This window comes from Sphingobacterium anhuiense (assembly GCF_042686355.1).
Classification (GTDB): Bacteria; Bacteroidota; Bacteroidia; order Sphingobacteriales; family Sphingobacteriaceae; genus Sphingobacterium; species Sphingobacterium anhuiense.
On the sequence record NZ_JBHUPE010000001.1, the window covers coordinates 251,158 to 265,333 of the forward strand.

Here is a 14,176-nt window from a genome sequence, read left to right on the forward strand (position 1 = left end):
AGGCAATAGACCGCATAATACAATTTCTTGTATAGAATTTTTAAATTCATACTTTTGTAAGGTTAGGTTATAAGATTCGTTTTTTAATTTCCTGGCATTATCGGATGTGCTGGTACCACATCCGATTCCTTTTTTTAATCGTGTTTGTTTTTTATCATAATCATATTTTAAAAGTTAATTGGTTATTTATTAATTTTATTTTGAGGCCACCTACTTCATTTAGAACTTCCACAACCTCATCAATCGTAAGTTCTTGGGGAATTTTCCCTTGAAAGCGTAGGTCGGGCACAGTATCCCAGTCCACCTCCACGTTATACCAACGCGTCAGATCTTTCAGCATAATTTTTAACGGCGTATTGTTATAAATAAACTTGCCTGTCGTCCAGCCCAATATTTCATCATGATCAACAATTGCTTGCTGCTTTATTTGCATGTGATTTTTCTCGATATCCAGCTGCTCCCCAGGTCTAAGCATACGTTCTGATCCAATACGGTCGCCTTCTAGCACTTTTACAGATACTTTACCTTCAAATAACGCTGTGGAAGCCGCTTCTTCATCTAAATAATTGCGCACATTAAATTTCGTCCCGAAAACCTGGATTAATTGATTCGGAGTTTCCACTAGAAATCGCTGTTCTTTATTATGAGCCACTTCAAAATATCCTTCACCCACAAGTTCAGTCCCTCTATGCTCATGATGAAAGATCATTGGAAATTTAAACTGCGACATCGAATTGATCAGCGCTACACTGCCATCTGCCAATAATACTTCCATGTGCTTACCCTTAGGAACATCAAGACTTACCCATTCTATACCCTTTTCTTCAGTTCCTTTTTTAGTGAGAACTTGGATTTTATCGACTGATAATTGCTCGATCCGAGCTTCTTGATTTTCATACAGGAGTTTTGGACCATGGGCTATTGAATCTAAATAGACCACATCACCATTGGCAAACAAAAGCTTCGATTGAATCGATTTTTTTTCTAATGAGCTTGAAGCGACAGAAGAGACTCCATCTGCCTTTAAGAAAAATTTATACATAGGAACTGAACTTGCAAGTAACAGGCAAGCTGCAGCATAAGAAATCCATCTGATATTTTTTTTGAAGAATCCTTTTTCTTCGGCAGGGTTTATCCGTTTGTTCAAATAGGCATCTGTTTTCAAAAATGACTGGCGCATTTTGAATTGAAAATCAAGATCATCACTTAAGTCATGCGACCAGTTCGATTCGATGAGTTTCTTTACCTCTCCTTCATATTGGTCGTCAGCAAAATACCGAAACAAAAGATCCAACTCTTGCTCAGTACATTCTTTCCGCAAAAATTTTACGAATAATTGGTTTAATTCTTTTTCAGACAATGGTTTATTGTTATTGATTGTACCTAATACGAATCGTAACGAAAAACCAATTACTTAAAAATGTAAAAAAACAAAATAAATATGTAATAATCTGATTTCCAATTCTTTTTTATTATACGAGATGCCTTAACAATATGACTATTTACTGTAGCAATCGAAATATTGAGCAGTTTGGAGACATCTTCATAGCTTCTTCCTTCCAATTTACAGAGAATATATACTTGACGGCATTTTTCAGGCACCTGCTCTAATATTTTATCTAAATAAGCTTGAGTTTCTTTTAGATCAAGAGCATTCTCCGTATCATTTCCAGAGGTTTTTAGGTAATAGGTTTTAAACGTATCTAATTTCTTTCTATTGGCAGTTAACTGACGTAAATGATCATAAACCAGGTTTTGAGCAATCATATAGAGATAAGATTTAAAAGATTTATCAGGATCCAGTCTGTCTCTTTGATTCCAGATTCGAATAAATACATCCTGAAAGATTTCCTGACTCAATTCGTGCGATTTTATCAACTTAAAAATAGCGGTATAGATTAAGGGTCTATAACGATGATATAAGTCTTCAAAAGCTTCAGTACTCCCTTCAATTAGCTCCTTAACCCTTTTCCTTTCCTCTACTGGTTGCATTTTATTGATTAATAATTAGGTATGTATAATAATTAAGGTCAAAATTATCATAAAATTTAGAAAAACAAAATTACTTAAGAAATCCCGCCCTACAAATTTATGATCGATTGTAAATACAAAAAGATAAGTTTCTATCTATACATTTTATCATCCATTACAATCTCCAGCCCGCCCCAGCGCAATGTATTTAATCATAATCAGTTATTACAATAAGTTATGAGGTTAGATAGTTAGCAGGTTAGAAACTATTACTCTTAACTCCGTTACAACATCACTCGTTACGGTGTCACTATTAACTTCGTTACTTCTTCACTTGTTTCTTCATTACCTTAATTTGCCTCCGCTAGAGGAGCATCATAATTCCATATTTTTTCTACTCAATAATCTTGTAAAAAGCATTTTAATAAAAAGAAGTAATTTTCTAAAAGCAATTTAGTTGCATTTACAATATATACCTTTATATTTGTCAAAACTTAGCCGAATAAAAATGATCGTTAAAAAATTTAAGCATCTGCCCAGTCTAGTGGTAGTTCTTGCAGGTTTAAATTCCACTTCCGTTTTTGCACAAGAATCCCATCAAATTAAAGGAACAATCTTTTCGCAAGATTACGGAGCAAACAAAAAACCGCTGGCGAATGCAACAGTCGCCATTCAGAACATAGGACTTAGCACCACAACAGACCACAATGGAAACTTCAGCTTCTCTGCCATTCCTGCTGGACAACTGAAAATAAATGTATCTTATGTTGGAAGAGTTACTTCCGATACAGTAGTTTATTTTTCAAGTAAAATACCCCATCTTGAATTTGTACTTCGAGCCACAAATTTCAGACTGCAAGAAGCAGATGTAACTGCAAAAAATGAAAACAGCTATAATGGTACTTCTTCCCTGATCTCGCGCAACGCACTGGATCATCTACAGGCAAATAGTTTGGCTGATGTCATGGCGCTTTTACCTGGCGGAACGGTCAGCAATCAGGATCTCACCGGTAGTAAACAGATCAATATCCGTAACGTGGTCGGTTCAAATAGTAACGCAAATGCATTTGGCACCGGTATCGTGTTAAACGGTGCTCCAATGAACAACAATGCCAATCTCCAGACTATTTCCGCTACTGTTGCCGGAAATACGGCACCCTTAGCCGGCGGAGCTAACCCCAGCGGCGGTTTTGATACGCGACTACTTGCAGTCGATCATATCGAATCGATCGAGATCATACGTGGTGTACCAAGTGTTGAGCACGGTGATATTACCAACGGACTGGTCATCGTCAAAACGCAGGCTGGACAAGCGCCATTGAGAATCAATGCGAAGACCAATCCGAATATATACCAACTATCCCTCTCAAAAGGTCTTTTACTTGGAAAAGATGCCGGTGCATTAAATATCGCTTTAGACTATGCCAAGAATACCAATGATCCGGTACAATCGTACCTGAGTTATCAGCGGTTCAATGCAAACGGCCAATACAGCAATTCTTTTTTTGATAAAAGATTGCGTACAAACTCTACTTTAAGTGTGCTTTTTGGAAAAGATACGCGTAGACAAAATCCGGATGATGCCGTAACCATGAAAGCTTCCAGCGGACGTGATCTGGGCTTATCTTTCAATACAGAAGGAAACCTCTCCTTCACTGCAAAGTGGCTTAAAAACATCAACTATGTCGCCAACATTGCTTACACCAACAAAACCGCCTTTGCACAGGAACAGCAGACTTCAGCGACAGCACCCTATTCCATGACCAAAGAAGACGGGACCGTGCTCACAAACAAACCCGGCATGCCGATTTATGATATCGATGGTCATCTTCTAAACCCTCAAAGTTTGACCCTTACTGATCATTATGCACACTATTTGCCCAGTACTTATCTCGGTATGTACAATATATACGGCAAAGAATTCAGTACCTTTTTAAAAGCGAAAGCAACATTTTTCAATAATATCGGAAATACTCAAAATAAGTGGTCAATAGGTGCCGATTATAGAATCAATAAAAACTTCGGAAAGGGAACTGTTTTTTCACCAACAGCACCGCCCTACCGCAACCTGTCTTATGTAAACTCGACTTATCGACCTCGAGCATTCCAAGACATTCCTGCATTTAACCAGTTTGGTGCCTATGCTGAAAATCAGTTTTCCATGGATCTCGGCGAACGCCAATTAGCGATAGCAGCAGGAATTCGATATGATGTTTTTTCAACCAATAAACAAGCTTTGTCCCCACGTATTAATCTAAACTATGAACTGGTTCCGCGTACACTTAATTTTCGAGCGGCATACGGTAAATTAGCAAAGGGTCCCAGCCTACTTTACCTCTACCCGCAAGCTGCTTATTTTGAATACATCAATATCAACGAGATGGCAGATTCATATCTCGCAGAAGAAGAGCGAATTTTTATGACCACAACACGAAGTTTTGAGACGAAAAACACGAACCTTAATATCGCTTCCAATGAACGTATCGAAATCGGTACAGATCTGTTTTTGGGTAAAAAGAAATTTTCAATCACCGCCTTTCGCGACCATTTGAGAAATGGCTATGCAATGGGACTCACTCAAAACTCTTTTAAACCCGTCAGTTATATAGAATATGAGCGGACAGGTGATAACAGTAAGCCCATCTATGAAGTAGCGGCAAACAACCCTGTATTGGCAAAATATAATATGCCCACCAACAACAGGCAGATCAATACCAAGGGAGTTGAAATTGACTTTTCTCTCGGAAGATTTGAAAATATCCGGACCGAATTTGCTTTGAACGGTGCTTGGATCCGTAACGAAAGCTACTCCAATGATTATCATTATTTTGACGACAATAGCACAACTGGTGGTGCTGGACGAACACATATTGCCCTGTATGATCCCAACATAAGCCGTTCTTATGAGCAGTCTATGACTTCCACCCTGACCACTACCCACAATATCCCCAAAATAGGATTTGTCGTGACACTGCGTACCCAGGTCATCTGGAATGAAAGTAACTGGAACACGTTTGGGAATGATTCTATCCCCATTAAGTATATCTCAAAATTCGACGGAAAAGTTCATGATTTCGATCCTGCGCAAAGTGAAAACCCCGAATTTAAACCATTAATACGTAATATCAACCGGTTAAATGCCATTAGCGAGTCATTCAGTCCGCTCCTTTCTTTCCATATCAATATCAGTAAAGAGATCGCAGATCTTGGACGCATTTCATTCTTTGCAAACAACATGTTCAGACACTATCAGATCGCATCATCACAACGTGTAAAAGGATATTATTACAAAAGAAATGTTCCCTATTACTTTGGGATGGAACTCTCTTTCAAATTATAATTTATAAAAATCAGATCATGTCAACAGTTAAAAACTATATAGGGCTTGCCATGAGTATCCTATTACTCTTTGGTTCATGTAAAAAAATCAATTCGGCACTGGATACACCGATTGTCCAGTATTACAAAATTCAAGTCAAAACAACATCAACAATACCAACAATTTCAAATTTGGACGGATTAACGGTCAAGTTCACCAATTTTAAAGAGGGAATCGTAAGATCCGGAACCATTGCTCAGGGTCAGCTCCTTATGGATAGCCTTCCCCCGGGCTTATATAGCATCAACATCGCCGGGTTGCGAAAGGATGATCTTGAAGATTCATATTACTTAAATGCAGGTGTGGTCAATTATGGTATTGTAAAAAATGACCAGCAGCTCAATCTAGCTGTAAGCGGACTCAAACAGAGCCCTTTAGTATTTAGTCAGATCTATTACTCAGGGTCAGCACCTTTCTATTTTAGGGATCAATTTTATGAAATATACAACAATTCAGAGGAAACGGTTTACTTAGACGGTTTACACTTTGCAACTTTGACTCCGACCATAGCCACCCAAGTATTACCTGTATGGCCGACTGAAGATGGAGACAAATACGTTTATGGTGACCGCGTTTGGAAAATTCCCGGTACAGGAAAAGAATATCCCCTACTTCCTGGCGAATCCATTCATATAGCCCAATTTGCAGCAAACCATAAACTCGCACAATACAACCCTTCATCACCAATCGATTGTTCGACAGCTGAATTTGAATTTAACATGGACAATCCCAATTTCCCCAATCAGCCTGCATTGGATATGCAGCACGTATTTTATAATGGCAATTCATCCAAAGGATCTGTACCGCAATACCTGACCTCGGTCTTTGGAGCGGCATATGTTATTTTTCGCATACCAGAGGCATCAAACTGGGATCCTGTAAACAATATAAACCTCAGGACCAGAAATCTGGGAACCACAGGTACCCAACTTTTTGCCAAAATACCACGCAGCTATCTTTTAGATGCTGTGGAGGCAGGACACAATGCCAATATGATCACCGCCAAAAGAGTTCCTGCTGAAGTGGATGCCGGTATGACGTACGTCGGAGCAACATATATCGGACAGGCAGTAGCCCGTAAAGTCAGGGAGAAAAAAGAAGATGGCCGACCTTTCTACATGGATACAAATAATAGTACGGATGACTTTGAACGCAATACTGCTCCTCAATTCAGAAGAAATGGCGAAAAAAAACCGAACTGGAGCCATGCGAACTAAGCTAAAAAATTACGATCACCTAGCAATGAATAAAAAATGAAAATATCTTCTAAAATAGTCTATTTAACACTGATCGCAGCATTAAGCGGTACGCAGTTACATGCACAGAAAAGCCCCAACTCATTGGAACCTTCATCCGTTTCCTTAAATGAAAGTAGACGGCTTTGGCAACATACAGGAGTTGCAGCGGCATTGACGTTAGATTCAGTGCTACACTATTCCACTTTATACCTTGCACATCGTTCTGATCAAGGAGATTTCAGGCGTCCTCAGCAAGCTAGATCAGCAAATGAACAAACAATCGCCACTCGCGGTAATTTAAACCTCGGCCAGTTCTATTTGGAAGGCGGATTTAAATATAAACGGCAGCAATTGAATGAAGTCGATTTTAATGCTTCACTTATCGATCCTTACCGAGGAATGCCCTTTTTAGTCGCAGATACCAACAGTAGTGATTGGCGCAACCAGCATTATACTTTGGACTTTGCTGTAGCTTCCCCGAGATACAAAGATCGCTGGACTTTTGGATTAGAAAGCCAATATAAAGCCTCATCCGGAGCAAAACAGCGTGATATTAGAGCCGAAAATTATTATTACTCCCTCTACCTGAGTCCGAGTATCATGTATCATTTAGGCAAACACCATCTTGGAACGAGTTTTATATATCAAGATACGAAAGAAGAGTCTGCTCAATCTTTGGTCAATACCTATGTCAACCAACAATACTATACCGTTATGGGGCTGGGGCATTCCATAGCTGCACTTGGAGGAAGTGGATTGTATAACTATATGGGCAATTCCAGGGGGCTAGGTTTGCACTATGAATACAGTGGATCGGTTCGCGTTCTTCTCAGCGGCCATTACAAATGGGAAGTAGAAGATGTCAACAGCTCCTACAGCAGTCCGATGCCTGTGGGCTCTGTATCACGAAAAATTCTGTCCGCAAACGCTTCCCTATTCAAAGAAGATAACGTACGGCTCCATCGCATAAATGCAACCTTTTATCAGCGCGATATGAACGGCATCGAATATGTATTACAACGTGTCAACCGTGAGGAGGAAAATTATTGGGACATCTTATCAAAAGATATCAGATCCACATACCGCACGACAATCAGTGGTCTGAACTATACATTCTTACATAAGAAAAATGTTAGCTATAAATGGAAATTTAATGGGGGTATCCAATATGAAAAGATTGACGACCGCTATATCATCCCCGGTAGTAATAAAAAATCAGAAACATTTTTATATCAATTAGGTACCGAGAGACAGATCCTATTATCTTCCCACCTCGAACAAGGATTAATGATCGGTTTACAGACATCCTATCGTCAGCGCATCAGTGCAAACTATCATTATAAAGGAAATTTCCCTGAATATCCTACCGTAACGAAGCTCGAAAATAATGATCTAGCCTGGATGCAGAGCGATGCGCTATGCTTACACATTCCGGTCCGCTATTCGCGTCAAGTGCAGGAAAATAAGCTATCGCAACTTTATATTCAGGCTGAGGGAAGTTTAATGAAACCCTCAAGCAAAACATTTGATAAACGAACCTCCTACCAAGTGAGCCTTGGGATAAACTTTTAGATCAAGGATTACAAATGGGAGCATACAAAAAACATGCTTCCATTTGTAATTTCTTAAATGTAAGCCATAACAGCAGCATAAAAGAGATAAAGGTTGGAAGTGCTGATGACTAAACAATAGCCTATCGCACAGATTTTAACAAATAACGATAAATCTGCCCGATCTCCCTGCCTTTTATCATGAATAAACAATCCCAGTACTACCGAACACAAGGATAAGACGACCGATGTGAGCGCAAGAATTGTTTCAAAATTAACAATCCAGATAAATAAAATACTGACAAGCGCCTGGATTACGATATGCTTTCTGGGGATTTCAACGAGAGAAATAGTTCCCTTAAAAAGTTCTTCGACCTTCATCGAAACACGAGAACCAGCCCAGACCATTGCGCTGATCCCCGATACAAGCAGTAGCGCGATGACAACAGAAAATGCACGGCCTACTGTACTGCCAAAAATATTTTTAGCAGCCACTTCCCCTACTTCGACCATGCCTTTAAGTTGTGCTATACCAGACGAAGTCAAAAACACGAAATTCAGCAACATATATAAGACTGTGACCAGAGCCACAGACAAAAATAGAGACCGGTATAAGACCGTATCCTGTTTAATTTCACGGAAGATATAGACGCTTGCATTCCATCCCGAAAATGCATAGTGAACATACATTAATGATAACATATAGGGCACGGTAAATATCGCATCTATATCACGCTCACTCGGTTGGATCCGCACAGCTCCTTGATTACCGGCACTCAACCCAAAACCTATAAAAATCAGTAACACAACCACCTTAAAACCAGAAGAGATGGCCTGTAAACGGCTGCTTGTACGAATATCGATGGAATGCATGACACTGATACCGATAACCAGTGCCGAGGCCACAATTGCGGCATTACATAACGTTGTAGGTATTAAATAATTTGCAAACGCGAGCGCAGATAACGCAATTGGTGCAGAAAATCCAAATATTAAGGTGATAACCCCTGTTAGATAGGACGCCTGCTTACCGTAGAGCTGGCTCACAAAGTAAGTTTCTCCTCCAGAATCAGGAAAATAGCGAATCAACTGCCTGTAACTGACCGCTCCGCAGAAAGCAGTCAGCCCACCGATAAACCACAAAAGCATAATCGGAAATACAGAAGTGACACCCTCTAATTGAAAACCTAAACTTGTAAAAATTCCTGTTCCGATCATATTGGCAACAACAAGAGCAATCGCACCCAATAACCCTACTTTTGTGGAATATTTAGTCATTTCTTTTTGTTCATCGCTTTAGCATGATCTTGGATTAAGTCATAAGCTCGCACTGTGCTATCTTGGTTTAAATAATGCCCACGTAATGCTTTATAATTTTCTAAAACATGTTTCGCACTTTTATAAATTGCCGAATCGATAGCTGATGGCAGCTGGTCTTTGGGGTACGCATATACAAAATTCCCGGTTTCACGAGCGTAAGTCGGAATTTGAAAAAAGTTTCTTTCAACATGTATACCTGTGCTATCCGATTGTTGAAAAGCTTTAACGAAAAAATCTACCGCATAGTCCGGATAGCCAAATAAATAGCCATACCCGCGAAGCCTTTCATAGCGTTTTTCGTACTCATTGACCGTAAGCAGCACTGCAGGATCCGTACCGGGCACAAAACCATATTGTCCAAAGAACGATTTTCTTGCACTGAGCACACTGTCTACAGCAGAAATACGTAACACGGTCACTTGCAGTACCCGTGAAGAGCTGTACCCCGATCGATAAGGAACAAGAACAAATTTAAGGTCAGGAATTTGAATCAAATTTAACGCCTGCTGAATCTGGTGAAGTGTATCCAATTCACGAAACTGTTTTTCACCCGTTACAATATTCCCTTCCAGCCTTTTACTGCTATCACGATTGCCAATTGGAAAGTTAAAAGCCACAACGCTGCTCATAGGCTTAATGTGACCAAGAATGGTATACAAAGCTTCACCATCAAGTCCCGCCTGCAAAATAGAATCTCGCAAGCGAAGTATGGAGCTGTCATCTTTTTTTGATAACAGATTTCTGTTTGGAACCGTCCGACAGGAGTTATTTGCAACCACGGTTAGGACAGATAAAAAAATTAATGCGAACAAGCGCTGACTACGTTTCATATGATAAATGTGTATTTCTTATGCATACAAATGTACTGATTGAAAATTCTAAAAGCAATATTGTTGCATTTATAATTTATTTAAAGAGTAGTCCTTTTTAAATAAAGTTGTTATATCATAGAAAGCTATAGCAGACCTGCTGTTTATAAAGCAGCAAAATGGATTGACGTAGTACAGTAGAAAATCAAAATGCACTCAAAACTTTTGGATGACGAAACAAAAAAGAGGAAACGATAAGAAACATAAAAAATACTGTACATCAAAACGTCAAAATAAAGGGTTTAATGAAAATTAGTTACTTTTAATAACTCTCCAATTGCCATGAAATCCGTTATCAAGCAAAAATGGATTATTTTTCATCCAGCATACTTTTTGAGAAACGAAAAGAATTGTACTTAGTAAATAGCATTTATATATTGAAAACTATATCTTTAAAAACTTTAGAAATTATTACATAAAGCGCCATCTACTAAACCAACTTTTTTGAGACTTCAATGAAAAAATACCTATACCCTATACTTTTAATTATATTCCTATTTATCGCTTATAAATTTATAGCACAGCGCATGAGCCCAAAGAGGTTCGAATATGAAATACCTTTAATCCAATCCAGCACCTCTTCAAAAATATTAATACCTGTGACCATGAAAGATTCAACCTATCTCTTTCTTTGGGATACTGGTGCCGACGCTTCTATAATATTAAAAGATCAGGTAAAACTTAGAAATATCCCAATCGAGATCTTAAATTTTAAAGCTATAGACACCTTACATCATAGTCAAGAAACTTTCTTCGTGGAATCAGAAATAGCAAATATGGAATACGCTACGATTGGTGAATATAAAATCCCAGCACAACAGATAAGAGTAAATCAATTTAGTAAAATAAAAGACAATCATAAAGCAGGAATTGTTGGGGTTATAGGTCAAGATATTATTTCTACACTACATTGGAAAATAGATTTTCAAAAAAAAATAATTAAGATCTCAAATTTAAAATTTCCAGAAGAAAAAACTGAAAAAAGAGCACTCGTAATACCCTATTTTAATAATCTAAAATTCTCCAAAGTACCATTTTTCACATTGAATTTTGATGGGAATATGAAAGGAGATTTTCTTTTTGATACTGGGTGGTCAAATAGCATTACTATCAAAACTAATAAAATTTTTACACTATCACCATCATTAGTATTTAATAAGAATACAAACAAAATTAAATTTAATTCCCTAAGGACTGTAGAATTAGAAGATCAAAGCCCCAAAAAAAGACATAAAAAAATCATGACCCTTGATAGTATTACAATTAATAATTATGAATTTAAGAATTTTGTGATTGGTGAAGAGTATCTAAAGGATTTTAATTTTTGCACTTTCCATTTTCTACAGTTATTTCAAAGAATGTACTATAATCCAGATGAAAAGAAAATAACTTTTGCATTAGATCAAGGTCCTAGTAAATAAGAAAAGCGACGTCCCTTTTATAAAAGAAAAGTATCAAGTATAAACAATACCTTTTATAATAAAGGGGATAGTAAAAAGCTATCCCCTTTAGTTTGTGAACCTTTAAAATTAATCTCGTCTCATTTTAATAAGGAGAAGAATCTAGTCGCTTTTACGTCGCCGTACTCTCCCTAAGAGCCTACTGGTCACAAAACTCACCATAGTACCCACCACAGCCATCAAAGCTGTTTGCAGTACATCCCCTAAAGAAAAGCTTGCCCAGATCGAACACAAAGTACCCCCAATAGCGCCTATCCGGATATCATTCCATTTCATCCTGTACCTCCTTTTCTTTTTGTGAAGAATCCTCCGCCATTGGTGGCGACTCCTCCTCTCCTTTTTTGTCTTTATCATCCAGCACCGTTTCTATCACACCTAGACCCAGAGCGATATATTTAATAATATTCAATGCCTTTCCCGGCAACTTAATCGGCGCTATTAGCACAACCTGCAGCGCACGGCTTATTTTTTGAATTATATTTTTCATGTTTTTTAATTATTAGAAGGTTATAAGGTTAGATCGTTAGTAAGTTATTTAACAAAGTATTCCCCTCGTCACTCCGTTACTCTGTCACTAGTTACTCCGTCACTTCAATAAACACCTCTCCTTCCACCAGCAAATCCACCAGCATCCCATACAATTTCTTATACGCCGTTACCGACTGCACCAACCGAAAGTCTCCATGCTCAAAGACATAACCCGTTCCTACAAGCAGACAGCCCGCAGTTTCTTTGTGCGTATTGCCGATATGGATATAGACATAGCTAAAAGCAGGAATATCCTTGATCTCGATCATACCCCGATGCAGTTTCGGAAAACGGTCATAATAGTTACCGTTCATGCCGCCATCCTTATTAAAACCCAAGGGATAAATACCCAAGGGAATGGAAGTACTTCCCGGTATCTTCTTCGTGCGGGGGATATCTTCCAGCCCATAGCAGATAAACTGGTTATTCAGGTAGATTTCAGACAGGGTACTATTCTTCCCCTGCTGTTTACGCAGCACTTTTAATATAGATTTCTTAACCATGATCTTAATTATACCACCCCAGATACTGACTATTACTGCAATTCTGTTTACTACGGTCGTGTACGATCAGGTAAAGGTGTACCCCAAACTGCTCCATCCCCGCAGGAAGTTCCAGCTGTAACTTCCCAGCTTTGCGCCACACCTGCTCCTCATTGACAGCAGCAAGCTCCTGCTCTACCGCATAAGCACAAAGCAATACCCGATCATCGCCTTCAGTACAAGCTACTCGAGATACTTGTGGATCCCACGACACGGATATGGACTTACCGACACGGGAAATATCCGTTACCCGAAGCCCACTTATTACACCGGCACTCAATCTTGCTTGAGATGCATTGACGGTGATATCTGGGAATAAACCCTCCATAGCACTATGTAAAATATAGGACATGGCCCTACCTATTGCAGTCCCTTTATTTTTGCCCCGTGCAAAACCAATCTGGATAATTGCATTAACAGGATTCAAAAATTGACGTGCTTTTTGAAATTTCAACCGAACAGTTTGACGACCATTTTCAATGTTAGATTTTTTTGGAGATTGCATTGCTAATATTTTCATATCAAATCCATTATGTAGCCGGCACATAGCGCCGGCTACAGGTTAAACCATTAAGTTAAATCCAGTTCACCCAGATAATTCGTTTTACTTACCCGCTTTCCTTTTCTATCGGCAAAGAACATCCAGGCATGTGCCTTTTCACTCATGAAATGTTCCGGATATTCGATATCCACTGCCCCACTTCCTCTAGTCGGTGGAACAGGAGCCGTTAAGAACTCATCGATAGCAGGCACATACAGCAAAATATGTACAACATCATCCAGCTCGCCCTTCTGTATTTCTATCGCCTCGGGCGACCAGGTAACGGAGAGGATACCGATCGAAGCACTGGCCCCTATTATACCTCCAGGTTGCAGATTACCCTTTGAAATCAGTATCTTACTGTAGTCAAGCGTAAAATTGGGATATGTACCGACCACTGCGGTCTTGATATTGGCTTGTAGCGCCACATTGGTCGGCGTCATGATATCGGCATTGATCTGACCGAATCCCAGCTCGACAAAAGACGCTATCGGCATGATGAATTTGGCTATCGTATAAAAACGCGCCTGCTGTATCAGCTGTTCTTCCGATGCAGGTTTCGTCCGTTTCTTAGACAATCCCTTAATATAATTGATACTCTTCCAGCTCGAACCTATAATAGCTCCCGCTTTACCGCTAAATCCTCCTAGCGCTCCTTGCAAAATTTTTCCCATTGTTTTCTTATTTAAATATTAAACCATCATAAAGCATTGATGCATACCGGTATAGCTCACTTTACGAAAGCAAACATACGACAGGAAACACCTCAAAATCAAGG

General features: G+C 39.0%; 13 protein-coding genes. 4 read left to right on the top strand and 9 right to left on the bottom strand.

The features are described 5' to 3' along the window. Positions 1-160 precede the first annotated feature (160 nt). Together ACFS6I_RS01070 and ACFS6I_RS01075 are read right to left on the bottom strand one after the other, a co-directional pair. The gene (locus ACFS6I_RS01070) at positions 161-1,360 is read right to left on the bottom strand and encodes a FecR family protein (RefSeq protein WP_380917504.1); all 1,200 of its coding nucleotides are present in this window, start codon (positions 1,358-1,360) and stop codon (positions 161-163) included. Between the two features lie 50 nt (positions 1,361-1,410). Then, complete coding sequence (locus ACFS6I_RS01075) at positions 1,411-1,992, bottom strand: RNA polymerase sigma factor (protein ID WP_380917506.1); 582 nt, start codon at positions 1,990-1,992, stop codon at positions 1,411-1,413. 487 nt (positions 1,993-2,479) lie between these two features. Between ACFS6I_RS01075 and ACFS6I_RS01080 the strand changes: the two genes are divergently transcribed. From ACFS6I_RS01080 to ACFS6I_RS01090, 3 genes are read left to right on the top strand one after another with little or no spacing between them, the layout of a single operon-like run. Then, entirely contained in the window at positions 2,480-5,311 is a 2,832-nt protein-coding gene (locus ACFS6I_RS01080; protein WP_380917508.1) for a TonB-dependent receptor, read from the top strand. A gap of 17 nt (positions 5,312-5,328) precedes the next feature. Then, positions 5,329-6,567: a DUF4876 domain-containing protein gene (locus ACFS6I_RS01085; RefSeq protein WP_380917510.1), complete on the top strand. Its 1,239-nt coding sequence runs from the start codon at positions 5,329-5,331 to the stop codon at positions 6,565-6,567. Between the two features lie 36 nt (positions 6,568-6,603). After that, positions 6,604-8,160: a DUF6850 family outer membrane beta-barrel protein gene (locus tag ACFS6I_RS01090; protein WP_380917512.1), complete on the top strand. Its 1,557-nt coding sequence runs from the start codon at positions 6,604-6,606 to the stop codon at positions 8,158-8,160. Positions 8,161-8,213: 53 nt separating this feature from the next. Here the strand turns inward: ACFS6I_RS01090 and ACFS6I_RS01095 are convergent, their stop codons facing one another. Both ACFS6I_RS01095 and ACFS6I_RS01100 read right to left on the bottom strand, forming a co-directional pair. Then, on the bottom strand, positions 8,214-9,416 hold the full coding sequence (locus ACFS6I_RS01095; protein ID WP_380917513.1) for an APC family permease: 1,203 nt from the start codon (positions 9,414-9,416) through the stop codon (positions 8,214-8,216). Beyond that, positions 9,413-10,288, bottom strand: coding sequence for a hypothetical protein (locus ACFS6I_RS01100; protein WP_380917515.1), 876 nt, complete (start codon positions 10,286-10,288; stop codon positions 9,413-9,415). The genes ACFS6I_RS01095 and ACFS6I_RS01100 overlap by 4 nt, the downstream gene beginning before the upstream one ends. A gap of 644 nt (positions 10,289-10,932) precedes the next feature. On the opposite strand from ACFS6I_RS01100, the gene ACFS6I_RS01105 reads away from it, so the two are divergent. After that, positions 10,933-11,748: a hypothetical protein gene (locus ACFS6I_RS01105; protein WP_380917517.1), complete on the top strand. Its 816-nt coding sequence runs from the start codon at positions 10,933-10,935 to the stop codon at positions 11,746-11,748. A 141-nt stretch (positions 11,749-11,889) separates the two neighbouring features. Here the strand turns inward: ACFS6I_RS01105 and ACFS6I_RS01110 are convergent, their stop codons facing one another. The 5 genes from ACFS6I_RS01110 to ACFS6I_RS01130 form a co-directional block, all read right to left on the bottom strand. Beyond that, complete coding sequence (locus ACFS6I_RS01110) at positions 11,890-12,063, bottom strand: hypothetical protein (RefSeq protein WP_380917519.1); 174 nt, start codon at positions 12,061-12,063, stop codon at positions 11,890-11,892. Continuing rightward, entirely contained in the window at positions 12,050-12,274 is a 225-nt protein-coding gene (locus tag ACFS6I_RS01115; RefSeq protein WP_380917521.1) for a hypothetical protein, read from the bottom strand. The genes ACFS6I_RS01110 and ACFS6I_RS01115 overlap by 14 nt, the downstream gene beginning before the upstream one ends. A gap of 91 nt (positions 12,275-12,365) precedes the next feature. Beyond that, positions 12,366-12,818 (bottom strand): DUF5675 family protein, encoded by a 453-nt coding sequence (locus ACFS6I_RS01120; RefSeq protein WP_380917522.1) that lies wholly within the window; start codon positions 12,816-12,818, stop codon positions 12,366-12,368. Positions 12,819-12,822: 4 nt separating this feature from the next. Further along, positions 12,823-13,377 (bottom strand): DUF6266 family protein, encoded by a 555-nt coding sequence (locus ACFS6I_RS01125; RefSeq protein ID WP_380917524.1) that lies wholly within the window; start codon positions 13,375-13,377, stop codon positions 12,823-12,825. Between the two features lie 50 nt (positions 13,378-13,427). Next, positions 13,428-14,072, bottom strand: coding sequence for a DUF6266 family protein (locus ACFS6I_RS01130; protein WP_380917526.1), 645 nt, complete (start codon positions 14,070-14,072; stop codon positions 13,428-13,430). Positions 14,073-14,176: the final 104 nt, after the last annotated feature.